We start from the raw sequence: 23,103 nt of genomic DNA, 5'->3' as shown, positions 1-23,103 counted from the left end.
TGGCAGAGCAGGGCATGCTGGGGCCCGGCGCTATCGGCACCGGGCACGGGCTCTGCAACCCGACGAAGCCGGTTGTTGGCAAGCCCGCTGCCGGTGCCTCTCCCGGTTGAGTGGCCGTCAGGCCGGAGCTGGCAGCCTGTCGAACCCCCCTGGCTCCTGGATGGCTTCGACACTCTCCCATGAGTTCCTTGGCATAGGAGCAGCCTCCTGCTCGTCGCCATCATCTTGACCCAGGCGGAAGGCCGCGACTACGTGGGAGAGCCTTTCCGCTTGGTCGCTCAGGCTCGCTGCGGCGGCAGCGGACTCCTGTACCAGGGCGGCATTCTGCTGCGTCATATCGTCCAGCTCGGCAACCGAGTCGTTGACTGATGTGAGCCCAGACGACTGTTCGCTGGTGGCAGCGCTGATTTCGCCGATGATGTCGGTGACACGCTGAACTCCCATGACGATTTCATTCATGGCCTCACCGGTGTCTTTTACCAACCGGGTTCCGCTCACAACCTTTTCGCTGGAACTGCCGATCAGTGCCTTGATTTCATTGGCGGCCTCGGCACTGCGGCGGGCCAGTAGCTGCACTTCTCCGGCGACCACCGCGAAACCGCGGCCATGCTCGCCGGCTCGGGCAGCTTCTACCGAAGCATTGAGTGCCAGTATGTTGGTCTGAAAGGCGATGGCATCGATGACCCCGATAATTTCGGTGATCTTCTGTGACGATGCTTCGATCTCTCCCATGTTGGCCACTACCTGATCGACGATCTCTCCGCCACGCGCTGCAGCACCCGCCGCCGTGGAGGCCAACTGGTCTGCCTGGCGAGCGGAGTCTGCGGTTTGGCCAACGGTCACGGTCAGTTGTTCCGTGGCAGCTGCCGTACGCTGCAAATTGTCGGCCGTGGTCTCTGTACGGGTGCTGAGGTCGTGGTTGCCCGAAGCAATCTCACTGGAAGCCACGCTGATCGATTCGGTGGACTGTCGTATCTGGCCAATGATCTCCCGCAGGGTGAGAACCATTTGCCGGACGCTCATGTTCAGCGAATCCCGGTCGTTCTTCGCTACCTTGAACTCGGTGCTGAGATCGCCCTCGGTGACTCGCTTCATCGCCTTGCGGAGATTGTCCGGCTCATCGCCGAGCTCTCGCCAGACGGCATTGATCACGAGGTAAGAGGCCAACCCCAGTACCATGAGTACTGCCAGACCGGTGAGCAGATTGACCAGCAGGGACGTAGTGATGCCGCGGTCTGCTTCAGCCTGGCGATCCAGCGTAGCCTGCATGGCATTGGCCATTTCCGAATCAACCAATTCGGTCAGGCTGGATTGAGAAGCCTGCATTTCACTAATTTGATTGCCGAGTTCACCTACCCCCAGCATGGCGCGGGTGGCCCCGAGAGCGGCGGACTGGTATTCGTCATAATTCGCCCTGATCTGGATGGCGATATCCTGTTTTTCGGCTATCTCGGCGACGTTCTGAATATGATGGAATACCTGCCGGTTCAGTGCCTCGACCAGATCAAGGGAGTCAATGTCTCCCTCTGCGGCGGCTGCCTGAAGCTGGGTGCGGAAAGCGTCGATGTGCCGATCGATCTGATTGATTTCCAGCATGTAAGGGTTGTCAATATCCCTGAGGCGCTCTATGGCCGAAGAGGTGTTGGTTCCCACAAGGAAGCTGAAGCTGATGCCCACCATGAAGATCAGGGCGGCGCTGAGTGGCAGCATCCATATCTTTGTGCGTATTTTCATAATAAGCCTCATGCTTATGAATGAAAAAACCGGCCCTGGCTGGGCCGGTGAGCATCCATCAATTCAGGTCGAGAAGCACTTTGACCGTTGAATCAAGGGCTGATTTTTCTATATAGCCGATAGCACGAGGATCCTCTGCTACGGCACGCTTTACGGCGCTTGAGTCAGGCAACTGCGTGGGAGCCTGGGCCTGGCCCGAGAAGACGATCCGTGCCCAGGTCGATTTCACCTGAGAGACGTTGCGACCGGTTGCCTGCTCATAGAACGATGCGTAGAGGGTGCTGTTCTCGGGCAGGTCATAGAGCGTGCCGCTGCTAGTCTTGCCCAGATAGATGTCTGCCACCTGGGCCTTGCTCAAGGACGACGCGGAAGGATGCCCGATCACCACCAGCTCCGCGGCAACGGCAACAGTGGAGAAGGCGAAGAGCAGGAAGGCAACGACAATGGCTTTACTGGTTTTCATGTCAGCTCCTTAAAAGATGAAGTCGAGGGCGATGCTGTATACCTGGGTGGTAGGCTGGCGCATCTGGTGTATGGGATCGGCCAGGAACTGGTCGCCGACACCGCCACTCACTTCTTCAACCTGAGCCTTTACAGCAAAGTTTCTGGCCACATCCCAGCGAGCGCCAAGCGCTGTGGTTCTGCGGGTATCCAGGGTGCTGGGATAGCCTTCACCTTGAGGAGAGAATTCCGAATAGGTGACGTACGGCATGACGTTACCCAAGCGATAGCCGGCGGTGAGGTAGAAGGCTTCACTGTCCAGGATGCCATCTTGTTCACCGCTGGCATCCCAGCGCCGCCAGATATATTCGGACATGGCGAGCAGACTGCCATTGTCGTATTGAAGGCCGGCACTGTAGAAATCGTCGTTTCCGCTATGGAAGACTTGGCCCATGCTTAGGATTTCGACATCCCGCATATGGGTGTAGCCGAGGCGCCCGGTCCAGTCGCCCCTCTGCAGAGAGAAGTTTGCTGAATAAATGCTGTCGCTCTGCTCATCGGTTTCGCTGAATCGCTCGCCAATCATGAAGTATTTCTTGTTGCCGGTAGCCTGACCCCCGGACAGCTGGAGGGTGGCGTTGTAGTCGCCTATCGAAAAGCGAGAGACACTCTGCAGGCCATCAAAGGAGGTGTTTAGAAAGGTGCCATAGACTTCGACCGGTGTACGCAACCAGTGTTGGGCGTATCCGACGTGGCGAAAATCGGAGAGAAAAAAGGTGGGCACGAGCATGCGCCCGGCTCTCAGGCTGGTCCCATCCAGTACGTCAGCCTGCAGGAACAGCCATTCGAGGTCGGGCGATGAGTCGCCATCGCGACGGCTGATGTAGCCCTGTGCAACGGCCGAGAAGGTGTCGTTGAAGGTGGCATTGGCCTGCAGGCCCAGGCGACTATCCACCCCCCAGTCCCCATTGGACTCGGTTGCGCCCTTGTGCTGGCGCAGGCTGCTACGGAATTCGGCATTATCGGTATCGGTGGTGACATAGCCGAGCGTGCCGAAACCGCTGACGCGAATGTCGGGCGCAGCCACTACTTGAGCACTGCCGGCGGCCGAGGCCATGATGGCCAATGCTGTGCAACATTTTTTGCTAAAGTTCATCGTGAGTTCCCTTGCCAAATGTTTCAAACGTACGTTCGTTTTTTGATGATCCGGCGTATCTATCGGCGCAAGCAAAGGCAACTTTAGTGCGTCTTCAAAATTTCCCAGTCCCACGACACATTCAGTGGAGGAAGAAAATGATCACTCTCTTTGGCTTTCCCAACTCCCGCTCGCTGCGGGCCGCCTGGACTCTGGAGGAGCTAGGGGTCGAGTACGACTATCATTCTGTCGACATGATGGCTGGCGAGGGGCAGGGTGAAGCGCACCTGGCACGGCATCCCGACGGCAAGGTGCCGGTGCTTCAGGACGGCGAGCTGACGCTGTTCGAGTCCACGGCAATCTGTCGCTACCTGGCCGAGCGTCATGGCGAGCCGGATGGCCTGCTGCCAGCTTCGATAGAGGGGCGGGCCCGGGTCGACCAGTGGATGAGCTTCGTCGTGAGCGAACTGGAGCAGCCGTTATGGACCCAGGCCAAGCACAAGTTCGCCCTGCCGCAGGAGCAGCGGGTACCGGCGGTACTGCCGACCGCGGCCTGGGAGTTCCAGCGTGCGCTGGGTGCGTTGCAGCGTCGTTTCGACGGCGGGGGCTGGCTGGTCGGGGATCGGTTCAGCGTGGCGGACGTGCTGCTGGCCCACACCCTGAGCTGGGGCGTGCAGTTCAAGCACCGCCTGCCGGAAGGGCTCAACGACTACCGGCAGCGCTGCATGTCGCGCCCGGCGCTGGCCAGGGCCATCGAGCGCGAGAAGCCGGTGGCCAAGACAGAGTGAAGGCGCAGTCGTACAGTATGAAAACGATAAAACGAAAACCGGGCCTGCCAAGGCCCGGTTTTCGTTTCACTTCACTTGATGGCGACTGGGTTCACCGGGGAGCCGGAGCCCTGCATCATCTTGAGCGGCGCGGCCACCGGCTGGACGCAGAGGATCAATCGAACAGTATGATCTGCCGTACCGCCTTGCCTGCCGCCAGCTTCTCGAAGCCGTCGTTGATCTGGTCCAGGGTCAGGGTGTCGCTAAGTAACTTATCCACAGGGAGTCTGCCCTGGCGGAACAGGGCAATGTAGCGGGCGACATCGCGGACCGGCACGCAGCTGCCGACATAGCTGCCCTTCAGGGTGCGCTCTTCCGCCACCAGGCTGACTTGCTGAATGGCAACCTTCTTGTCGGGGTGTGGCAGGCCGCCGGTCACCGTAATGCCGCCCCGGCGCGTGACCTGATAGGCGAACTCGAGGGCTTTCTCGGAGCCGGCCATCTCGATGGCACAGTCGACGCCACCGTTGGTCAACGCCTTGATCTTGTCGACGCAGCCCGCTTCGCCGCTGTTGAAGGCATGGGTGGCGCCCAGCTCCCTGGCCAGCGCCAGCTTGTCCTCATCGAGATCGATGGCAATCACCTCGGAGGCGCCTGCCACCAGCGCGCCGAGCACGCTATTGAGCCCGACGCCGCCGAGGCCGACGACGGCGACCGTGTGGCCGGCCTTGATCTCGGCCGAGTTGATCGCCGCACCGACCCCGGTCAGCACCGCACAGCCGAACAGCGCGGCGTGATGCAGGGGCAGGTCGGGGTCGACCTTGACCAGGGAGTGGCGGGACAGCACTGCGTGGTCGGCAAAGGCGGAGACGCCGATATGGTGATGGACATCGGTACCGTCCGCCCGGTGCAGGCGGCGCTCGCCGCTGGCCAGGGTGCCGGCATTGTTGGTCTTTGCTGCCGGCTCGCAAAGGGCGGGGCGCCCCTCGGCGCAGGGTGAGCAGTGACCGCAACTGGGCACGAAGACGGTCACCACGTGATCGCCGACCTGCAGGTCGTGTACTCCGTTACCCACGGTCTTGACGATTCCGGCGGCCTCGTGGCCCAGCACCATGGGCACCGGGCGCGGTCGGTTGCCGTCGATGACCGAGAGGTCGGAATGACACAGGCCGGCGGCCTTGATCTGCACCAGGACTTCGTTGTCACCGGGCGGGTCCAGTTCCAGCTCCTCGATCACCAGCGGCTGGTTGCCCTGATAGGGGCGCTGGGCGCCGGTGGCCTGCAGTACCGCAGCACGTATTTTCATGGCTGACTCCTTGTTGTTGTCAGGCTGGGGTGTTCTTGTGCTCAGACAGAGTGCTGGTGGCTCGCAGAGGCGGAGGGCGCCTTGCGCCCAAAGGCAACGGCACCCCGCTCGATGCGCCACGTCTGGTCGACGAGGCCCGCGGAATGGCTGTCGTCGGACTCCGCGATCAATACCGTCAGGCCTTCGCCGCGCAGGTCGCCGATGACAGAGGTGAGGCGCTGTGCCAGTACCGGTGCCACGCCTTCGAAGGGCTCATCGAGCAGGATCAGCTCACGGCCGGGAATCAGCGCTCGCCCCAGGGCCACCAGCTTTTGCTGGCCCCCTGAGAGTTGCAACGCCTTGCGTTCACCGAAGTCGGCGATTTCCGGCAACAGCGAGTAGACCCATTTCAGCCGCTCCTCTCCGTCACGAATGTGGTTGGCCCATGCCGGCATCAGCAGGTTTTCAGTCACCGTGAGCTCGGGGATGAGACGACGGTCCTCGGGCATGTAGCTGACCTGAAGCTTGGCGCGGCGGTGGGGGGCCAACTGGGTCAGCTCCTCTCCCTTGAAGCGGATGGAACCGGAGGTTGCCGGCAACAGGCCCATGATGGCGCGGATCAGGGTCGTCTTGCCGGCACCGTTGTGACCGATCAGGCCGGCCATCTGGCCGGTGGATATAGTGAGGTTGATATCTCGCAATATGGCGATGCGATCGATCGAGACATTGAGGTTGGCGATCTCCAGGCTCATGTCAGATGTCCCCCTGTTCGGTTGCCGTGCTGGTGTGGCGCCGCTTGCCGGTGACCAGCGTCTGCACCTGTTCGTCTTCCAGCACTTCCTCGACCGGACCATCCTTGATCACGACGCCGCTGGCGAAGGCCATCACCCGGGTGACGTATTTCTGTACGATCTCCATGTCGTGCTCGACGAAGAGCACCGTCAATCTGCGTTGATTGACGATTTCCATTACCGTATCCATCAGCGCATATTTCTCTTCCATGCTGACCCCGCTGGTGGGCTCATCCAGCAGCAGCATCCTGGGGTTTCCGAGCATGGCAATGGCGATGTCGAGCAACTTGCGGGCCCCTTGAGGCATGGCGGTGACCATTTCATCGCGATACCGGGTAATGCCCATCTGCTCGAGGATGTCGTCCGCTGCAGCGAGCCGCTTTGCGGTGCGAACCGGGCGCAGCATCTGCAGGTGGTCGTTCTGGGCAGCCGACAGCGCGATGGCCAGGTTGTCGATCACGGGAAGTTCGAGAAAGAGCTGGGGTATCTGGAAGGAGCGTGCCAGGCCCTCGCGCATCAGCTTGCGCGGCCCCAGGCCCTTGATCGGCCGGCCATTGAAGAAAATGCTGCCTTCCGAGGGCGGCAGGTAGCCGGTGACCATGTTGATGAAAGTGGTCTTGCCGGCGCCGTTGGCACCGATGACGCCGACGATTTCGCCCTGGGTGATGGTCACGTTGATATCTTCTGCGGCCGTCACCGCGCCGAAGTAGCGGGAGAGCCCTTGTGTCTTGAGAATCTCGGTCATGGGGCGCTCCTCCTGTGGCGGGTGAACAGGCTCCATATCCCCTTGGGCAGGAACAGGATGATCAGCAGCAGCACGATGCCCAGGATCATTTGCCAGGTGTGGGGCATGAACTCCACCGCGTAGGTGCGCACCAGGGCGAAGAGCATGGCGGCGATGAAGGCCGCGGCCACGTGGCCAGTACCGCCCAGCAGCGCGATGAAGACGAATTCACCGGAAATCGTCCAGTAGGCCATTTCGGGGTCGACGTGGCCGGCAGCCAGTGCCGTCAGCGAACCGCCTATGGCACCGATGGCTGCGGCCAGCACGTAGTTGATGTAGAGCACCTGGCGGCGTGAGATGCCCATGTATTCGACGCGCACCTCGTTCTCGCGGATGGCCTCGCAGGCCAGGCCGATGCTGGACTGGAAGAAGCGATTGAGAAACAGCGCGACCAGCAGGCCGAGGACCAGCGCGAGCCAGAACACCCCCATGCCGGACTGCGGCACCCAACCGAGCAGGGACCACTCAACCACGCTGAAGCCGTCCGTGCTGCCCAGGTTGTGGCTCTTGACCAGTACGCCGAACAGGATCATCGAGAACGCCATGGTCAGCATGGCGAAGAAGATCTCCCGGTATCGGGTCAACAGCAGGCCGAGAATCATGGCCAGCGCCGTCGAGGCCAGTACGCCCAGGAGAATCAGCAGCAGGGCGTCCTGAATACCCCAGAAGCGACCGCCCATGCCTACCGCATAGCCCCCGATACAGAAGAACAGGCCCTGGCCGAAAGAGACCAGCCCGGAGCGCATCAGCATGACCACGCCCAGCACCACCAGTGCCTTGGCGACCGCCAGCGTGGTGGTGAAGATCAGCCAGTTGGGGCTCATCAAGCCGGCCAGGCCAATGCCCACGGCGGCGGCAATCATCAGGGCTTCGGATTTCTGGATACTCATCAGATTTTCCTCGCGATTGCCTGGCCGAACAGGCCGTTGGGCCGAAAGATCAGCACCCCGGCCATGACGGCGTAGATGATGAACAGTTCGAACTGGGGCATGGTGTGGATCGAGGTGGCCCGTGCCAGGCCGACGATGATGGCACCCGCCGCCGCACCGGTGATGCTGCCCAGTCCACCGGTGACCACCACCGCGAAGGCCAGCACGATGACCTCGATACCGATACCCGGTACCACGGAGATGATCGGCGCGGTGATGCCACCGGCGACCGCGCCCAGGGTGGCGCCAATAATGAAGGTAATGGTGAACATGCGGCGTACGTTGACGCCCATGGCTTCCGAGACTTCCCGGTCATGGATGATGGAGCGCAGGATCTTGCCGGTGTGGGTACGCTCCAGCCAGAACCACAGGCCAAGGCCGATGACGGCGGACAGACACAGCACCATGATGTCGTAGCCGGAGACCGTCAGGACGTCGATCTCCACTCGCCCCATGGCGGCGTAGGGCTGCCAGGCGAAATAAGGGGTCGTGCCCCACAGCAGCTTCATCACATCTTCAAGAATCAGCAGGATCGCGAAGGTGACGATCAGCATGAGTATCTCGTCGCGGCCGTACATCAGCCGCAGGATGCCCCGTTCGATCAACAGCCCGCTGATGGCGCCGATGAGCAGGGCGCAGCTGGCCAGAATGGCGAAGGCCATCCATAGCTGGCTGCCGCCACCGGCGTAATACCAGCCGAGGGCCGAAGCCGCGGCGTAGGCGCCCAGGGCATAGAGACTGCCGTGGGCCATGTTCAGAATTCTCATGACGCCGTAGATGACGGTCAGGCCCGCCGCCACCAGGAAGAGCCATGAGGCATAGATGAAACCATCGATCAGTATTGCCCAGACCGTTAACATCTCGCGTGCTCCTGTTATCGGTTAGGAACCACTGCTGGCGCTCGGCGTCATGCCTCCGACCACTCGAGGAGCGGTGGCACAGGATTTAGACGTAGCAAGCGGAGGGCAGTGGCTCCCGGTGGCCGGCAACCCGAAGGTTGCCGGCAGGGGAGAGTGTCAGTCGCACTGGGCGCCGGGGAACCCGGCTTCGATCCACTCCTGGGCGTTCTGGCCATCCGGCGCGGAGACGCATTCGCCGCGGTAGGAGCGCACGTTACGCAGCTCGGCACCTTCACCGGGGGTGTAGTGGTACTCGCCGTAGAGCATGTCCTGCATGGCCTGGTGGCCATCGGCCAGGGCCATGCGCACGGTGCCGCTGACGGATTCGAACTCAGCCCCTTTCAGGGTGCTGGCAAGCTGCTCGCTGGTGGGTACCCCGTCGGCGCCGGAATTGTCGGCGGCAAACTTCAGGGCAAGGATGGCCTGGGCCATTTTCGAGGAGGGGTAACTGGGCTTGGTGCCGTGCTCGGCCTCGTAGGCTTCGTTGAACCACTCACTCAGCGCGTTTTCCGGCATGAAGGCACCGAAGGGTCCACGTCCACCGAGGATGGTGCCGTTGGGGGCCTGACCCTGGAACCGGTGCAGACCGGATTCACCCGTGGTCAGGATGGCGGTTGCCTGGCCCAGCAGGCCGCGGGAATTGGCCTGGGAGACGAAAGACTCCATGTCGCCACCCCACATGCTGGAATGGACGATCTCGGGCCGGCGGGTCTGCAGCGCGGATATCTCGCTGCCGTAGCTGCCCGAGAAGAGCTGTGGCGTCTGGTTGTTGACCATCTCGGCGTCCGGCATCAGCTGCTCCATGGAGAGCGTGAAGTCGAGCCAGGAGTCCTGCCCCCAGGCGTAGTTCTGCTGGATGCCAGCGATGCGTGTAACGTCGGGGTGGAGGTCCAGCAGATAGCGTGCCGCACCCACGTTGTCGGCGACGGCATCGAGACCGGTGCGGAAGAAGTAGGTGGGGTTGTCGAGTTCCTCGAACATGCGCGGGGTGCCGCAGTCGAAGGCGATGGTGAAGGTCCGCAGCTCTTCGGCCACGGGGCCGACGGCCAGGCAGTCGCCGCTGGAGATGTAGCCGATCACCGCATTCACGTTCTGGCGCTGCACCAGGTTGCGGTACTCCTCGACCTGCTGGGTGGGGCCGCCGGCCTCGTCGACGACCACGGATTCAAGCCGCAAGCCGTTGACGCCAGGCGTGTCGTAGGGGGGAGGAAGCTCCCCGGCATTGATCGCCTTGATCACGGTTTCCGCCGCCTGGGCGGCGGGAACGCCAAAGGGCCCCGAGGCACCCCCGGAGAGAAAGGTGACCAGGCCGACCTTGAAGGTCTCTTCTGCCTGAACTGTCGCGCTGATGCCCAACATCCCCGCCGAGGCGATGGCAGCGGCGGTGGTGGTGCTGAGCAGGGTACGCTTCCAGCTTCCGGGTTGAGTGGCGTGCTTCATGGTTCTACTCCTTGATTGTTGTTGTGTGCCATGTGGCGTTGCTCTGTTCTGCGGTGCGTCGTTATCTTGCAAGGTACTGGTGCTGCTTGAAGAAAACGGTGGAGGAACTAGTCACCACCGGGCGTACCGCGCCGCCTCTCGATGAGAGCTGGCGAGGGTTTCAGGGATTCGGCGTCGTAGACTTTCCAGTTCCCCAGAACCACTTGGGCAGGGGGGTAATCCTGGCTGGGCACCGGTGTGCCGATGGCCTGGGCCTGGATGATCTGATGGGTCTCGGCGTCGATGTAGGAGACGTAGCCTTCCGGGTCCTTGGGCAAGTGGATTTCCAGGCCTTGCAGCGCCTCGACCATTGCTTCGGTGTCGGTCACGTCACCGGCCAGGGTGATGGCCTTGGCGACGGTGAGGATGCCGGCCCAGGCACCCTGCGCCGAGTAGTTGGGGTAGCGGCCGGAGCGTTCGTGGAACCGCTCCACGAACTGGCGGTTCAGCGCCGTCGGGGGCCAGTTGACGTGGTGGCGGGCGGAGAGAATCAGGCCTTCCGGCGGTGTGTCGCCGAGGGCAACCAGGGTCTCGTAATCGCCGCCGGTATCGAAGTTGGCCACCCGCATCTGGCTGAACAGGCGGGTTGTGCGGGCCTGGTCGATGAAGGCAGTGAAATCCCCGCCCCACAGCGCGACCACCAGCACGTCCGGCGGCGACTCGAGCAGCGACTGAATATAGAGGGAGTAATCCGGCTCGTAGAGTTTCGGCCAGTAGCTGCCGGTTACCTGGTAGTCGACATCGTAGAGTTCGAAGGCCTCCTGCAGGTCGCGCCAGGCGACTCGACCGTATTCGTAGTCGGGGCCGAGGAAGGCGATCTTGCTCCACCCTTCTTGTTGCTGGAGTTCCTGCAGGTATTTCGCACCGGCGGCCTGGGAGTGCCAGGTATCGCTGGAGACCCTGAAATAGTAGCGATGCCCCTCTTCCAGCGCCGCGCGGGAGGAGGCGTGGTCGGTGCCGATGAGGATGGTCTTGCGCTGCCGGGCCAGACGGCTGACGGCCATGCCGACGCCGGAGCTGACCATGCCGCAGAGAATGTTGGCGTTATCCTGCTCGATGAAATCTTCGGCCATGCGCACCGCGAAGGAGGCCTTGGAGCGGGAGTCATCGACAATGACGCGCAGGCGGGGCGCCGCCGGGTCGGTGGCCAGCTCGTCGAGGGCCATGCGGATCGCGACGATACTGTCCCGCCCATAGCTGGCGGAGCGCCCGGTCATGGGATACAGGCAGGCGATGGTGGCGTCGGCATCTGCGGCGTCCGCACCCAGTTCCACCCGGCCCACCGAGGTCGTTTCGTAGAGTGCCTCTGTGCCATGGGCGGCAGGCAGGCCGTACAGAGCCAGCATCAGGGTGGTGGCGAAAACGCGAGCGCCCTGTGCGAAGCGCAGGCGAGTTATCAGTCCCGGCAAGGTTGCCTCCTGGACCGGTTGAGTCCGGCGTGTGGTCGTTGATTGTTGTTATAAACCTGCTGGTCTATAGCATGAGCAATAAGCGTGCCATGCCGAGAGTGCCCCATTTCCGGGGCGCTCTCGGCCACAGCGGTACGAGAGGTGAGCGGATAGCGCTCATCGGCGCGAGAGGGTGAGCGGTTACCGCTCGGCCAGGATCTTCGGCCAGGTGAGAGCCTTCGGCTAGGCCAGCCCCAGGCGTTGCAGGCGGCGCTTGAAGGCGTGGCGCGACAGTCCCAGCTGCTGGGCGGCCTGGCCCTTGTGGCCACCGGTCTTGTCGAGCGCATCGAGCACCAGCTGCCGTTCGGTACTCTGCAGGCGCTCGCCGAGAGAGGGGTCGTGAGCCTGGTCGCTTGCTGCCGGGCCTTGATGGAACTCGGTGGGTAGCTGGCCGGGGCGAATCCGCTGGCCGGGATACAGGATGGTCAGGCGCTCTACCAGGTTACGCAGCTCCCGCACATTGCCCGGCCAGCTATAGGCGATCAGCAGGTCGAGCGTCTCCCTGGGCACGGTGATGGGCCGACAACCCTCCTCCCGGGCCTGGGCGTCGATGAAGACCTGCAGCAGCTCTTCGATATCCGCGCCCCGATCGCGTAGCGGGGGGATGGAGAGTTCAATGACATTGAGGCGGAAGAACAGGTCCTCCCGAAAGTGCCCGTTGCGGACTTCGGCTTCCAGTGAGCGGTTGGTCGCGGCGATGACACGGGCATCGGCAGTATGGCTGGCAGACCCGCCCACCGGTCGGTAGTCGCCATTCTCGAGGAAATGCAGGAACTTGGCCTGGAGGGGCAGGGGCAACTCGCCGATTTCGTCCAGGAACAGCGTGCCGCCATGGGCAAGGGCCACCAGGCCGGATCGCTTCTGATGCGCGCCGGTGTAAGCCCCCTTCTCTGCACCGAACAGCTCCGCCTCGATCAACTGCTCCGGCAGGGCGGCGCAGTTGATCTCCACAAAGGCGTTGTCGCTGCGCGGGCTCTGGTCGTGGATGGCCCTGGCTACCACGGCCTTGCCGGTGCCGGACTCGCCCAGCAGCAGGATGCGGCCGGCACTGCTGCCGGCGATGCGCTGGATGGTCTGCCAGAGCTGCTCCATGGCATCGCTGCCCCCCACCAGCCCCGAGGAGGAGGCGCCACGGCTACGGTGGTAGGCCAGCTCATCGCGCAGCTGAGTGCGCTTGGTGATGGCTCCGACGAGATGCAGCAGCTCGTCCAGGGCAAAGGGTTTGGTGAGATAGTCGGTCGCGCCGGCCTTGACGGCCTGCACGGCGGCTCGTGTATCGCCGTGGGCCGACACCATCACCACCGGCAGCTCCGGGTAAAGGCGGGCGGCGGTATCGAGCACTTCCATGCCACTCATCTTCGGCAGGCGCAGATCCAGCAGCATCAGCCCTGGCTGGGCGTCCGCCAGTGCGGTCAGGGCCGCTTCGCCGGAATGGGCGCTGCGGGTGGTGAAGCCGGCTTCTTCCAGGGCGAATGTCAGCGAACGGACGAAGCTCTTTTCGTCATCGACGATCAGGATATCTGTGTGCATGGCGTTTTCTGATTGTTGCTCTTGTTATGGTAGCGGCGCTACGAGTCCTGCTGTGCTGAATCCTGCTGTGCTAAGGCGTCGGCCGGCACCAGGGGGAGTCTCATGGATACGGTCGTGCCCTTTCCCGGTGTGCTATGGATCTCCAGCCTGCCACCGTTCAGTTCTATCAGTTGACGGGTAATGCTCAAGCCGAGCCCCGTGCCTTCCTGGCGAGTGGTGAAGAACGGCTCCATCACCTGGGCCAGGATCGTCTCATCCATGCCGCAGCCGTCGTCGATGATCTCAATCGTCACGCTGTCACCGCTGGGGAAAGCCTTCAGCTGCACCTGGCAGCCCGGTTCGCACGCCTGGATGGCATTGGCGACCAGGTTGACCAGGCACTGGATCACCTGGTCCGGGCTGGCATAGACAGCGAGGCACGGATTGCCACTGACGGTGACGGTAATGCCCCGCCTGTCGGCAAGGCCGGAGGTCAAGATGGAAGCGTGCCTGAATACCTGGCCGATCGCCACGGCTTGCGGCTCACCGGCGACCGGCCTGCCGTAATCCAGCAGGTCGCCGACGACCCGGTTGAGCCGGTCGATCTCCTCTTCCACGGATATTAGTAGATCACGGCGCCGGCTATCCGGCTCGCCCTTTTCCAGGGCTTGTACCGTCAGCTTGATCGTTGCCAGCGGGTTGCGCACTTCATGGGCCACGCCAGTGGCGAATTCGCCCAGCACTGCCATCTTCTCTGCCTGTACGGTTCGCTCGATCATCTCCTGCAGCCGGTCGGCCATGGCGTTGAACGCATGGGCGACCACATCGATTTCGTCCTTGTCGTTTCTGGGGGTCAGCAGCCGGAAGTGCAGGTTGCCGGAGGCGAAGGCTTCGGCCCCTGCAACCAGTCGGCTCACCCGTCGGCGCAGGCTTCTGGCCAACGCCCAGAATAGGGCGACGATGCCGAGTGCCATCACGCCGGCAAGCGCATACAGGCCGAACTGTGCGTTACGTAGCGGGCTGAGAATGTCTCCGGCGGAAACCAGATAGTCAATGCGCCAGCCGGGCAGCACTTCCGGGCCGGTTCGCAGCCCTTCCGGTTCGCTGTCATGAACGTTCCCGGTTGGGTCCAGCAGGTTGCCGGCGGGGGTTCTCAGGAACGGCCGCAGCACGCCGGCCAGACTTTCAGTGCGCATCAGTTCGGTCAGGGAAGCCAGGCGCACATGAAGCGCTATCGCTCCGTCGGTGCTCTGGCCGGCGATGTCTCTCAGCGGCTGACGGATGAGCAGCCAGCCGGGGCCGCTGCCCGTGGTCAGGCTCGGGCCGATGATCTCGCTGGTGCCCAGATAGACGGAAGGCAGCTCAAGGATTGACCAGTTATCGCGGCCCCAGTAAGGCTGCCCGGATGCCGCCTGACCGGGGATGACCTCGGACAGTCTGTCGTTGGCGTCGAAGAAGAGGATGCCATAGAGATCGGGCGCGTCGGCTTCCACCCGTACGAGCTCCTGCAGGCCTTCCGGTACCGCATCGCTGTAGAGCAGATAAAGCGGCATGGAGGGGTGGGTCGAAAGGGTTTCGAGCTGGTAGATGCGGTTCTCGATGAAGTTGGTCAGCCGGTTGGCCGTGCCCGCTACCTGGGCTTCCAGCCGCTCGCCGGCCAGGCGCTCCGTGACTGAATCCGCGACCGTCGCATAGAGCGCGCTCAGCACCGCCACCGAACCGATCATCAGTGTCAGCGACAGGAACGAATAGCGACCAACCAGACTGAGCCGGGGCTTCATGCGCGTCCTTTGTTTTTATAGTAAATCGTGCTTTTCCCATGTTTTACACGAAAGAAGCCTCGTTCATGAAGCGCTATATTTTTCCCGGCGCCACTCCAGCGCAATGGCAAGGGGGCCGGCCCGCAAGAGACAGGGTGCCTGGGATTGAGTTTAGAAACAGGGCCTGGGAATTGCGCTCAGAGAGCCTACGCCCCATGCGGCAGCACCGCGGCATATACGGCGAAGTAGTGGCAGGTGCTGCCGCCGAGCACGAACAGATGCCAGATGGCGTGGTTGTAGGGGATCGCACTGATGGCGAAGAAGATCACGCCGAGGGTATAGGTGATTCCGCCGGCAGCCAGCAGGACGATGCCGCTGGTGGACAGGCTGGCCGACATCTCGCCGCTGGCGAAGACGATCAGCCAGCCCATGACCAGATAGATGGCCACCCGCAGTACGGTGAAGCGGTGAGGCCAGGCGAGCTTGCAGGCGATCCCGGCGAGTGCCAGGGACCAGACGATGGCGAACAGGGTCCAGCCCGTGGGGCCGCGCATGTTGACCAGCAGGAAGGGGGTATAGGTACCGGCGATCAGCAGGTAGATGGCGCAGTGATCCAGGTGCTGGAACAGCCGCTTGAGCCGAATATGCGTGATGCCGTGATAGAGGGTCGAGGCGGTATAGAGCAGTACCAGGGTGATGCCATAAAGACTGATGCCGACGAGCTTCCACGGGTCGACGTGGGCCGCGAGACTGGCCAGCACGATCAATACCACCACCCCGACAAGGCTCAGGATGGCACCAACACCATGACTGATGCTGTTGAGCAGCTCCTCGATGACGCTGTGGTGGTGCTGGCTAAGGGGCATGGCTCTCACTCAGAAGGGCACCCGATGCCGTGGTGCAGCTCAGGGCTTGCGTTCGATATCCACATCGTTGGCCTGGGTGAAGTCGCCCAGCGCCATCATGTGGCCGAGCTTGCCAGCCTTGGTGGAAAGATAGTGCTCGTTATGAGGATTGAGACCGGTGGTGAGGGGCACTCGTTCCATGATGGTGACACCGGCCTGGGTCAAGGCGTCGACCTTGCGCGGGTTATTGGTCATCAACCGCAGCCCATCGATGCCCAGGTGGTCGAGCATCGGGACGCAGAGATCGTAGCGGCGCATGTCGGCACCGAAGCCGAGCTGTTCGTTGGCTTCCACGGTATCGGCGCCCTGGTCCTGCAGGTGATAGGCGCGGATCTTGTTGAGCAGGCCGATGCCGCGACCCTCCTGGCGCAGGTAGAAGAGCACGCCGCGCCCCTCGTCGGCGATGCGCTTGAGCGCCTCCTGCAACTGGTAGCCGCAGTCGCAGCGCATCGAGAACAGGGCGTCCCCGGTCAGGCACTCGGAGTGAACCCGCCCCAGTACAGGCTTGCCATCGGCTACGTCGCCAAGGGTCAGGGCGATGTGGTCCTTGCCGGTGGCATCGTCCTCGAAGCCATGCATGGTGAAGGTGGCCCAGGGAGTGGGCAGCCGGGAGGCGGCGATGAATCGAATCGTCACGGGGTACCTCGGTGAAAGACCACGGCGATGCCGGAAGTGAATCCCGTATTCTAACAGGAACGCCGTCGGGGCTCACGAATGTGCGGCTTGCCGGGCGGCGTTCGCGTTTTCCCTTGGCCTCGGTCAAGCCCTGCGCAAATTCATGCGCTACAATAGCTCGACATTTCCTGTGGATGACTGCCTGCATGGAACTCAAGAACGATCGTTTTTTGCGCGCCCTGGCGCGTCAGCCGGTGGATCGCACGCCGGTGTGGATGATGCGTCAGGCCGGCCGCTACCTGCCGGAATATCGCGCTACCCGTGCCGTGGCCGGCGACTTCATGGACCTGTGTCGCAACCACGACCTGGCCTGCGAGGTGACGCTGCAGCCGTTGGAGCGCTACCCGCTGGATGCCGCGATCCTGTTCTCGGACATTCTGACCATCCCCGATGCGATGGGGCTGGGACTCTACTTCGAGACCGGCGAGGGTCCGAAATTCCGCAAGCCGGTGCGTACCGTGGCGGACGTGGAAGCGCTGAAGGCGCCGGATGCCGAGCGTGACCTGGACTACGTGATGCGGGCCGTATCGACCATTCGCCGCGAGCTGAATGGCCGCGTGCCGCTGATCGGGTTCTCCGGCAGCCCCTGGACATTGGCCACCTATATGGTCGAGGGCAGCTCGAGCAAGGACTTCCGTCACGTGAAGACCATGCTCTATGACAACCCCGACGCCATGCATCAGCTGCTCGATACCCTGGCACACTCGGTCACCGACTACCTGAACGCCCAGATCAGGGCAGGTGCCCAGGCGGTACAGATCTTCGACACCTGGGGTGGCGTACTCTCCACGCCGGCCTATCTGGAGTTCTCGCTGCGCTACATGGAGCAGATCGTTGCCGGCCTGATCCGCGAGCATGAGGGCCGGCGCGTGCCGGTGATCCTGTTCACCAAGAACGGGGGCCAGTGGCTCGAGGATATCGCCCTGGCAGGCCCGGATGCACTGGGCATCGACTGGACCACCGAGCTTTGCGACGCCCGCGCCCGGGTCGGACACAAGGTGGCGCTGCAGGGCAACCTGGACCCCAACGTGCTGTTCGCCCGTCCAGCGGCGATTCGCGCCGAGGTGGGCCGGATCCTCGACAGCTACGGTAACGGCCCGGGGCATATCTTCAACCTGGGCCATGGCATCAGCCAGTTCACTGACCCGGACAACGTCACTGCCTTCATGGACGCGTTGAACGAGCTCAGCCCGCAATACCACCGTACCATCCAGTACCAGAATGCCTGACAGAAGCACGCTGCAAACCTGGCATGACCGGCACCGCCTCTGGGCGGTGCTGGCGATTGTGGGAGCTATTGTCATTGCCATCGGCAGCCTGACCCCGGGCAGCGAGATGCCCGAGAGTCTGCCCTGGGACAAGTTCAATCATTTCGTCGGTTACGGTGGCTTGGCGGGGCTGGTGGCGCTGGCAGGGGTGCGGCTCCCCTGGGCCTTCGCCACGGCGGTGTTCTATGGCATCTTCATCGAATACCTGCAGATACCGGTGCCCGGCCGCAGCGGCGGGGACTGGTGGGATATCCTCGCCAACAGCCTCGGCGCGGCAACTGCCGTGCTGGTATTGCATGTCTTTCGCAAAAGGTTCCTAGCCAAAGCTGCATGAGAGCAGCGGCCTAGGCTTTCAGAGCGGATACACAGCGACGCCCCGTCACCGCAAGGTGACGGGGCGTCGTCGTTTTCAGCCTGGCAATGACGACGAACCTAGCGCAGTTCGGCGCGCTCGATGATCACCGGCTCGGCGGGCACGTCCTGGAAGGGACCGCTGGTGGTAGTGGGCACCGCGCGTATGGCGTCCACCACGTCCATGCCATCCACTACCTGGCCGAACACCGCATAGCCCCAGGCCTGGCCGGAGTGGGTGCCCTGATGGTCGAGGAAGGCGTTGTCGGACACATTGATGAAGAACTGGGCGGTGGCCGAGTGGGGGGCGCCGGTGCGGGCCATGGCCAGGGTGCCGCGCTCGTTCTTCAGGCCGTTGTCGGCTTCGTTGGTAATCGGATCCCGGGTGGGCTTCTGGCGGAAATCCTCATCGAAGCCGCCGCCCTGGATCATGAAACCGTCGATCACGCGGTGGAAGATGGTGCCGTCATAGTGGCCGTCCTGGAGGTAGGTCAGGAAGTTGTTGACGCTTTCCGGAGCCTGTTCCTGGAACAGCTCGATGGCGATCTCGCCGTGGTTGGTATGCAGGATGACATCGGCGTCGGTCGCATTGGCCTGGGCGGCCAGCGGTAGAGTGCCGGCGACAAGAAGGGTCAACAGGGTTCGTTTCAGCACTGGAGGCTCCTGTTCGTGGAACGAAGGGATGTTGTTTGTGTGCCTAGCTTACGGTCTGTGAGGCCCTGCTGTCAGGCTTTCGATGCCTGAGGCCGCGGCGCGACATACCGCCACGCTGGATTGTTTGACGTGGATCACATGTGACCGGAGTAAAGAAGTACTTGGTATGGCTTTTATGCGCCGATCGCCGGACCATTCAGGCATGCAGGTCGAGGCACCTTGCGCCGATGTCTTCCAAGCCGCGATGCCTCGCCCACCAATACCCAGATCGTGACCGGCTGACAGGGTGATCCTCTCCGAGCCGGGGTTAGGCAGGAGGTAGCCAATCCATGGTGGCGGAACTCGGAAATTTTGCACTCATACTGGCGCTGTGCCTGGCGGTTATCCAGAGCGTACTGCCCTTGCTGGGCACCTACTGCGACAATGGCCGCCTGATGCGTACGGGACGCTTCCTGGCCACCGGCCAGTTCGTCTTCCTGTCGCTCTCCCTGGCGGTACTGATATGGGCCTTTGTGGTCAGTGACTTCTCGGTGCGCTATGTGGCCAGTCACTCCAGCCTCAGCCAGCCGACGATCTACAAGGTCACGGCCGTCTGGGGCGGCCACGAGGGCTCGCTGCTGCTGTGGGTGTGGCTGCTGGCAGCCTGGGGTGTCGCCGTGGCGATCTTCAGCCGAACGCTGCCCCGGGAGATGCTGGCCCGGGTGCTGGCCGTGCTCGGCATGGTCTCGGTGGGCTTCCTTGCCTTTACCGTTTTCACCTCCAACCCCTTCGAACGCATCGTTCCGGGACCCATGGATGGGCGCGGCATGAACCCGCTGCTGCAGGACCCGGGGATGATCCTGCATCCGCCGCTGCTCTACATGGGCTATGTGGGAACGGCGGTGGTCTTCGCCTTCGCCATGGCGGCCCTGCTCGGAGGCCGTCTCGATGCCGCCTGGGCACGTTGGTCGCGACCCTGGACCACGGTGGCCTGGGTGTTTCTGACCCTGGGGATCGCCATCGGTAGCTGGTGGGCCTACTACGAGCTGGGCTGGGGCGGCTGGTGGTTCTGGGACCCGGTCGAGAATGCCTCCTTCCTGCCCTGGCTCACCGCCACCGCGCTGATCCATTCGCTGGCGGTGACGGAGAAGCGCGGCGGCTTCAAGGTCTGGACGCTGATGCTGGCGATCCTTACCTTTGCCCTGACCGTGCTGGGTGCCTTCATCGTGCGCTCGGGCGTCATTACATCGGTTCATGCCTTCGCCACCGACCCGGAGCGCGGCGTGTTCATCCTGGGCATGCTGGCATTGACCCTGCTGGGTTCGCTGACCGTCTACGCCTGGCGGGCCCCCAAGGTGGGGCTTGGCGGCTCCTTCGCCTGGTACTCCCGCGAATCGCTGATGATGGCCAACAACGTGCTGTTGGCAGTGGCCTGCGCCGCAGTATTCATCGGCACCCTCTATCCGCTGGCGCTGGACGCCTTCGGCCTGGGCAAGATCTCGGTGGGCCCTCCCTACTTCGATACCGTCTTCGCCCCGCTGATGCTGCCGCTGCTGTTCCTGATCGGCCTCGGCCCCGCGGTGATGTGGAAGCAGGCCAACCCCAGCGACACCTTCCGCCAGCTGCGCTGGGCGCTGCTGGTGAGCGTCATCGCCGGGGGGCTCTGGCCCCTCACCATGGGCGCCTGGCGGCCGCTGACCGCGCTGTCGCTGATGCTGGCGACCTGGATCATCGTCACCGCGCTGCTGGATATCCACAAGCGCATGGGGTCGGCGAGGCAGCCCTTGGCCACTCGGCTGCGAAAGGTGATGCGCCCCAGCTTCATGGGCATGCACCTGGCCCACGTGGGACTGGCGCTGATCGTGGTGGCCATCGCCATGGTCAACACCTACGAGGTGGAGCGCGACGTACGCATGGAGCCTGGCCAGACCACCTCGGCGGCGGGCTTCGACTTCACCCTGCAGCGCATGGAAATGGTGCGTGGCCCCAACTGGGATGCCGACCAGGCGGTCGTCGATGTGACCCGTGACGGCCGGCCGGTGGCGACCCTGCTGCCCCAGCGGCGCTACTACGATACGCAGCCCCAGAACCCCATGCATCAGGCGTCCTTGCACCGTGCGGCGACCCGTGATGTCTACGTCTCCCTCGGCGAACGGCTGGTGGGCGATGCCTGGAGTTTCCGTCTCTACTACAAGCCTTACATGTTCTGGATGTGGTCCGGTGCCATCCTGCTCTCCGTGGGTGGGCTACTGGCGGCCAGCGACCGACGCTATCGGCTGGCACGCAATCGCGCCGTCGATACCCGCCACGCCGGCACCCAGGGCAGCGGCCCGGCGCGGGAGGTGACCACCTGATGAACCTGCGTCTGTTGATACCTTTGATCGCCATATCGGCCCTGCTCGGCCTGCTGTTCATCGGCCTGGGCATGAACTCACGCGACCTGCCTTCGCCGCTGGTGGGCAAGCCGGCACCGGCCTTCCAGCTCGAGGCGCTGGAAGACGCCGAGCATATCCTCACCGAGCAGGATTTCATCGGTGAAGTGGCGCTGGTCAATGTCTGGGCCACCTGGTGCAGCACCTGCCGCGCCGAGAAGCCGCTGCTGATGGAGCTGGCTGCCGGCGGCATTCCCATCCATGCCTTCAACTATCGCGACGAGCGCGACGCGGCACTGCGCTATCTCAGTGTCAGCGACAACCCCTATCAGGTCATCGCCTACGACCCCCGCGGGGATGCCGGTATCGATTGGGGCGTCTACGCCACGCCGGAGACCTATGTGCTCGATGCCGAAGGCGTGATCCGCTACAAGCGCATCGGGCCGCTCAACCGGCAGCTGCTGCTCGACGAGGTGCTGCCGCTGGTTGAAAAGCTGCGCGATGAACAGCGCAGGAATGAGGCGAGGAGGGTGGCACAGTCATGAAGCGATCCCTGTTCCTGAGCCTGCTTGGCTTGCCGCTCTGGCTAGCGGCAGGGCTTGCCATGGCGCTGGCCATCGGCCAGCCGATCGAGTTCGAAAGCGAAGCCCAGAAGCGCCAGTACGACACCCTGGTGCGCGAGCTGCGCTGCACGGTGTGCCAGAGCGAAACCATCCATGAATCCAACGCCGAGCTGGCCGCCGACATGCGCCGCCGGGTCTACGACATGACCCTGGCCGGCCACGATGCCGACGCCATCGTCGACTTCATGGTGCAGCGCTACGGCGATTACGTCCGCTATCGCCCCCCCCTGCAGGCCAATACCGCCCTGCTGTGGGCCAGCCCCTTCCTGCTGATGCTGATCGGGGGGGTAGCCTGGTGGCGAATGATCGTGGGGCGCAAGCGCATGCCGCAGCGCCCGGAATTCACCCAGCAGGAGCGCGAGACGCTTCAGCGGCTGCGTAGCGGCGACTGATCGCCGGAGGTGATGATGAACGGAATTTTTCTGCTTTCTGCCATGGTGCTGTGCGTGATGGCGCTTGCCTTCGTGGTCTATCCGCTGCTGCGTGAGCCGCGTCAGGAGACGGGCCACTCTCGGCGGGCGATCAACCTGAGGGTGCATCGTGACCGTGTCCGTGAGCTCGATCAGGACCTGGCGACAGGCACCCTGACCCAAGAGCAGTACGACACCGCGTTGGCCGATCTCGAGCGGGAGCTGCTCGACAGCGGCAGCATTGAGCCGGATGCGGTGGACAACAATGCGGCCCATGAAGCTCGCGGACCGAGGCGAGTGGCCGCCATCGCTGCCTTTGCCAGTATCGCCGTGCTGCCGTTCATGGCCGTGGGGCTCTATCTGGGCGTTGGCTATGCCGATGAGGTCTTTGCCACGCAGCTGCCCCCGGGGGAGATGGCCAGCATGCAGGAGCCCGCACCGGCTTCCGATGAGGCGATGCAGCGCCAGTTCGAGAGGCTCGCCCAGGAGCTGCAGGGGCGGCTGGCGCAGAACCCCGATGACCTGGAGGGCTGGATCCTGCTCGGCCGGACACTGACGTTCATGGACGACCTGGCAGCGGCGGAGCGCGCCTTCCGCGAGGCGATGGTCCACGGCGGCGATCGCGATCCGAATCTGTTGACCCGCTACGCGGATGTGCTGGCGGAGCGGCAGGGCAGCCTGGAAGGGGAGCCCCGTGAGCTGATCGAGCGTGCGCTTTCCATCGACCCCGACCACGCCCAGGGGCTGTGGATGGCTGGTTCGCTGGCGTTCGAAGAGGCGGATCTCGACGCTGCACGACGGCACTGGGAGCGGCTGCTCGGCGTCCTGCCGGATGATTCGCCGGAGGCAGACATCATCCGCGGCAACCTGTCCCAGGTAGCCCTTTCCGCGGCGGAGGGTTGAAC

General features: G+C 63.3%; 22 protein-coding genes. 7 read left to right on the top strand and 15 right to left on the bottom strand.

All coding sequences use genetic code 11. The annotated features are described in order from the left end of the window. Positions 1-117: 117 nt before the first annotated feature. Genes KZO25_RS11655 through KZO25_RS11645 form a run of 3 tightly spaced genes read right to left on the bottom strand, consistent with a single transcriptional unit; the run spans position 118 to position 3,445 of the window. Positions 118-1,746, bottom strand: a complete 1,629-nt coding sequence (locus KZO25_RS11655) for a methyl-accepting chemotaxis protein (protein WP_223137082.1) — start codon at positions 1,744-1,746, stop codon at positions 118-120. Positions 1,747-1,792: 46 nt separating this feature from the next. Further along, positions 1,793-2,197 (bottom strand): hypothetical protein, encoded by a 405-nt coding sequence (locus KZO25_RS11650; RefSeq protein ID WP_223137081.1) that lies wholly within the window; start codon positions 2,195-2,197, stop codon positions 1,793-1,795. Between the two features lie 9 nt (positions 2,198-2,206). Then, positions 2,207-3,445, bottom strand: coding sequence for a hypothetical protein (locus KZO25_RS11645; protein ID WP_223137080.1), 1,239 nt, complete (start codon positions 3,443-3,445; stop codon positions 2,207-2,209). A 23-nt stretch (positions 3,446-3,468) separates the two neighbouring features. On the opposite strand from KZO25_RS11645, the gene KZO25_RS11640 reads away from it, so the two are divergent. Then, positions 3,469-4,098 carry a glutathione S-transferase family protein gene (locus KZO25_RS11640; protein ID WP_223137079.1) on the top strand — a complete coding sequence of 210 codons (630 nt, stop codon included), beginning with the start codon at positions 3,469-3,471 and terminating at the stop codon, positions 4,096-4,098. Between the two features lie 154 nt (positions 4,099-4,252). Here KZO25_RS11640 and KZO25_RS11635 read toward each other — a convergent pair whose 3' ends face one another. The 11 genes from KZO25_RS11635 to ribA form a co-directional block, all read right to left on the bottom strand. Beyond that, positions 4,253-5,383 (bottom strand): zinc-dependent alcohol dehydrogenase family protein, encoded by a 1,131-nt coding sequence (locus KZO25_RS11635; protein WP_223137078.1) that lies wholly within the window; start codon positions 5,381-5,383, stop codon positions 4,253-4,255. Positions 5,384-5,424: 41 nt separating this feature from the next. Then, positions 5,425-6,114, bottom strand: coding sequence for an ATP-binding cassette domain-containing protein (locus KZO25_RS11630; RefSeq protein WP_223137077.1), 690 nt, complete (start codon positions 6,112-6,114; stop codon positions 5,425-5,427). 1 nt (position 6,115) lies between these two features. Then, positions 6,116-6,898: an ABC transporter ATP-binding protein gene (locus KZO25_RS11625; RefSeq protein WP_223137076.1), complete on the bottom strand. Its 783-nt coding sequence runs from the start codon at positions 6,896-6,898 to the stop codon at positions 6,116-6,118. Further along, positions 6,895-7,827, bottom strand: a complete 933-nt coding sequence (locus tag KZO25_RS11620; RefSeq protein WP_223137075.1) for a branched-chain amino acid ABC transporter permease — start codon at positions 7,825-7,827, stop codon at positions 6,895-6,897. The genes KZO25_RS11625 and KZO25_RS11620 overlap by 4 nt, the downstream gene beginning before the upstream one ends. After that, positions 7,827-8,726, bottom strand: coding sequence for a branched-chain amino acid ABC transporter permease (locus KZO25_RS11615; protein ID WP_066447471.1), 900 nt, complete (start codon positions 8,724-8,726; stop codon positions 7,827-7,829). The genes KZO25_RS11620 and KZO25_RS11615 overlap by 1 nt, the downstream gene beginning before the upstream one ends. Before the next feature lie 156 nt (positions 8,727-8,882). Then, on the bottom strand, positions 8,883-10,205 hold the full coding sequence (locus KZO25_RS11610; protein WP_223137074.1) for an ABC transporter substrate-binding protein: 1,323 nt from the start codon (positions 10,203-10,205) through the stop codon (positions 8,883-8,885). 107 nt (positions 10,206-10,312) lie between these two features. Continuing rightward, positions 10,313-11,653 carry an ABC transporter substrate-binding protein gene (locus tag KZO25_RS11605; protein WP_223137073.1) on the bottom strand — a complete coding sequence of 447 codons (1,341 nt, stop codon included), beginning with the start codon at positions 11,651-11,653 and terminating at the stop codon, positions 10,313-10,315. 222 nt (positions 11,654-11,875) lie between these two features. Beyond that, positions 11,876-13,222, bottom strand: a complete 1,347-nt coding sequence (locus KZO25_RS11600) for a sigma-54-dependent transcriptional regulator (protein ID WP_223137072.1) — start codon at positions 13,220-13,222, stop codon at positions 11,876-11,878. Positions 13,223-13,260: 38 nt separating this feature from the next. Next, positions 13,261-14,982 (bottom strand): sensor histidine kinase, encoded by a 1,722-nt coding sequence (locus KZO25_RS11595; protein WP_223137071.1) that lies wholly within the window; start codon positions 14,980-14,982, stop codon positions 13,261-13,263. 185 nt (positions 14,983-15,167) lie between these two features. Next, positions 15,168-15,827 carry a PAQR family membrane homeostasis protein TrhA gene (gene trhA / locus KZO25_RS11590; protein ID WP_066447480.1) on the bottom strand — a complete coding sequence of 220 codons (660 nt, stop codon included), beginning with the start codon at positions 15,825-15,827 and terminating at the stop codon, positions 15,168-15,170. Between the two features lie 39 nt (positions 15,828-15,866). Further along, entirely contained in the window at positions 15,867-16,502 is a 636-nt protein-coding gene (ribA, locus tag KZO25_RS11585; protein WP_066447484.1) for a GTP cyclohydrolase II, read from the bottom strand. Positions 16,503-16,687: 185 nt separating this feature from the next. Here ribA and hemE point away from each other — a divergent pair, with 185 nt between their 5' ends. Together hemE and KZO25_RS11575 are read left to right on the top strand one after the other, a co-directional pair. Next, positions 16,688-17,770 carry a uroporphyrinogen decarboxylase gene (gene hemE, locus KZO25_RS11580; RefSeq protein ID WP_223137070.1) on the top strand — a complete coding sequence of 361 codons (1,083 nt, stop codon included), beginning with the start codon at positions 16,688-16,690 and terminating at the stop codon, positions 17,768-17,770. Next, positions 17,763-18,143: a VanZ family protein gene (locus tag KZO25_RS11575; protein WP_223137069.1), complete on the top strand. Its 381-nt coding sequence runs from the start codon at positions 17,763-17,765 to the stop codon at positions 18,141-18,143. The genes hemE and KZO25_RS11575 overlap by 8 nt, the downstream gene beginning before the upstream one ends. Positions 18,144-18,241: 98 nt before the next feature. On the opposite strand, the gene KZO25_RS11570 is transcribed toward KZO25_RS11575, so the two are convergent. Continuing rightward, the gene (locus tag KZO25_RS11570) at positions 18,242-18,814 is read right to left on the bottom strand and encodes a peptidylprolyl isomerase (RefSeq protein ID WP_083517500.1); all 573 of its coding nucleotides are present in this window, start codon (positions 18,812-18,814) and stop codon (positions 18,242-18,244) included. Positions 18,815-19,143: 329 nt separating this feature from the next. On the opposite strand from KZO25_RS11570, the gene KZO25_RS11565 reads away from it, so the two are divergent. Genes KZO25_RS11565 through ccmI form a run of 4 tightly spaced genes read left to right on the top strand, consistent with a single transcriptional unit; the run spans position 19,144 to position 23,101 of the window. Further along, on the top strand, positions 19,144-21,147 hold the full coding sequence (locus KZO25_RS11565) for a heme lyase CcmF/NrfE family subunit (protein WP_066447492.1): 2,004 nt from the start codon (positions 19,144-19,146) through the stop codon (positions 21,145-21,147). Continuing rightward, a complete protein-coding gene (locus KZO25_RS11560; RefSeq protein WP_066447495.1) occupies positions 21,147-21,710 on the top strand; it encodes a DsbE family thiol:disulfide interchange protein in 564 nt (187 codons plus the stop codon). Before KZO25_RS11565 ends, KZO25_RS11560 begins: the two co-directional genes overlap by 1 nt. Continuing rightward, positions 21,707-22,180, top strand: coding sequence for a cytochrome c-type biogenesis protein (locus KZO25_RS11555; protein WP_223137068.1), 474 nt, complete (start codon positions 21,707-21,709; stop codon positions 22,178-22,180). The genes KZO25_RS11560 and KZO25_RS11555 overlap by 4 nt, the downstream gene beginning before the upstream one ends. 15 nt (positions 22,181-22,195) lie before the next feature. Then, positions 22,196-23,101 (top strand): c-type cytochrome biogenesis protein CcmI, encoded by a 906-nt coding sequence (ccmI, locus tag KZO25_RS11550; RefSeq protein ID WP_223137067.1) that lies wholly within the window; start codon positions 22,196-22,198, stop codon positions 23,099-23,101. Positions 23,102-23,103 lie beyond the last annotated feature (2 nt).

The organism is Halomonas sp. ANAO-440 (assembly GCF_019915905.1).
GTDB classification, from domain to species: Bacteria; Pseudomonadota; Gammaproteobacteria; order Pseudomonadales; family Halomonadaceae; genus Halomonas; species Halomonas chromatireducens.
This window is presented reverse-complemented; position numbering and strand designations above follow the sequence as displayed.

What these genes read in the sequence shown, in the direction of transcription:
- KZO25_RS11655 (WP_223137082.1), bottom strand. Translation starts at nt 1,746, where the DNA reads ATGAGGCTTATTATGAAAATACGCACAAAGATATGGATGCTGCCACTC.
- KZO25_RS11650 (WP_223137081.1), bottom strand. Translation starts at nt 2,197, where the DNA reads ATGAAAACCAGTAAAGCCATTGTCGTTGCCTTCCTGCTCTTCGCCTTC.
- KZO25_RS11640 (WP_223137079.1), top strand. Translation starts at nt 3,469, where the DNA reads ATGATCACTCTCTTTGGCTTTCCCAACTCCCGCTCGCTGCGGGCCGCC.
- KZO25_RS11635 (WP_223137078.1), bottom strand. Translation starts at nt 5,383, where the DNA reads ATGAAAATACGTGCTGCGGTACTGCAGGCCACCGGCGCCCAGCGCCCC.
- KZO25_RS11630 (WP_223137077.1), bottom strand. Translation starts at nt 6,114, where the DNA reads ATGAGCCTGGAGATCGCCAACCTCAATGTCTCGATCGATCGCATCGCC.
- KZO25_RS11625 (WP_223137076.1), bottom strand. Translation starts at nt 6,898, where the DNA reads ATGACCGAGATTCTCAAGACACAAGGGCTCTCCCGCTACTTCGGCGCG.
- KZO25_RS11620 (WP_223137075.1), bottom strand. Translation starts at nt 7,827, where the DNA reads ATGAGTATCCAGAAATCCGAAGCCCTGATGATTGCCGCCGCCGTGGGC.
- KZO25_RS11615 (WP_066447471.1), bottom strand. Translation starts at nt 8,726, where the DNA reads ATGTTAACGGTCTGGGCAATACTGATCGATGGTTTCATCTATGCCTCA.
- KZO25_RS11610 (WP_223137074.1), bottom strand. Translation starts at nt 10,205, where the DNA reads ATGAAGCACGCCACTCAACCCGGAAGCTGGAAGCGTACCCTGCTCAGC.
- KZO25_RS11600 (WP_223137072.1), bottom strand. Translation starts at nt 13,222, where the DNA reads ATGCACACAGATATCCTGATCGTCGATGACGAAAAGAGCTTCGTCCGT.
- KZO25_RS11595 (WP_223137071.1), bottom strand. Translation starts at nt 14,982, where the DNA reads ATGAAGCCCCGGCTCAGTCTGGTTGGTCGCTATTCGTTCCTGTCGCTG.
- trhA (WP_066447480.1), bottom strand. Translation starts at nt 15,827, where the DNA reads ATGCCCCTTAGCCAGCACCACCACAGCGTCATCGAGGAGCTGCTCAAC.
- hemE (WP_223137070.1), top strand. Translation starts at nt 16,688, where the DNA reads ATGGAACTCAAGAACGATCGTTTTTTGCGCGCCCTGGCGCGTCAGCCG.
- KZO25_RS11575 (WP_223137069.1), top strand. Translation starts at nt 17,763, where the DNA reads ATGCCTGACAGAAGCACGCTGCAAACCTGGCATGACCGGCACCGCCTC.
- KZO25_RS11565 (WP_066447492.1), top strand. Translation starts at nt 19,144, where the DNA reads ATGGTGGCGGAACTCGGAAATTTTGCACTCATACTGGCGCTGTGCCTG.
- KZO25_RS11560 (WP_066447495.1), top strand. Translation starts at nt 21,147, where the DNA reads ATGAACCTGCGTCTGTTGATACCTTTGATCGCCATATCGGCCCTGCTC.
- KZO25_RS11555 (WP_223137068.1), top strand. Translation starts at nt 21,707, where the DNA reads ATGAAGCGATCCCTGTTCCTGAGCCTGCTTGGCTTGCCGCTCTGGCTA.
- ccmI (WP_223137067.1), top strand. Translation starts at nt 22,196, where the DNA reads ATGAACGGAATTTTTCTGCTTTCTGCCATGGTGCTGTGCGTGATGGCG.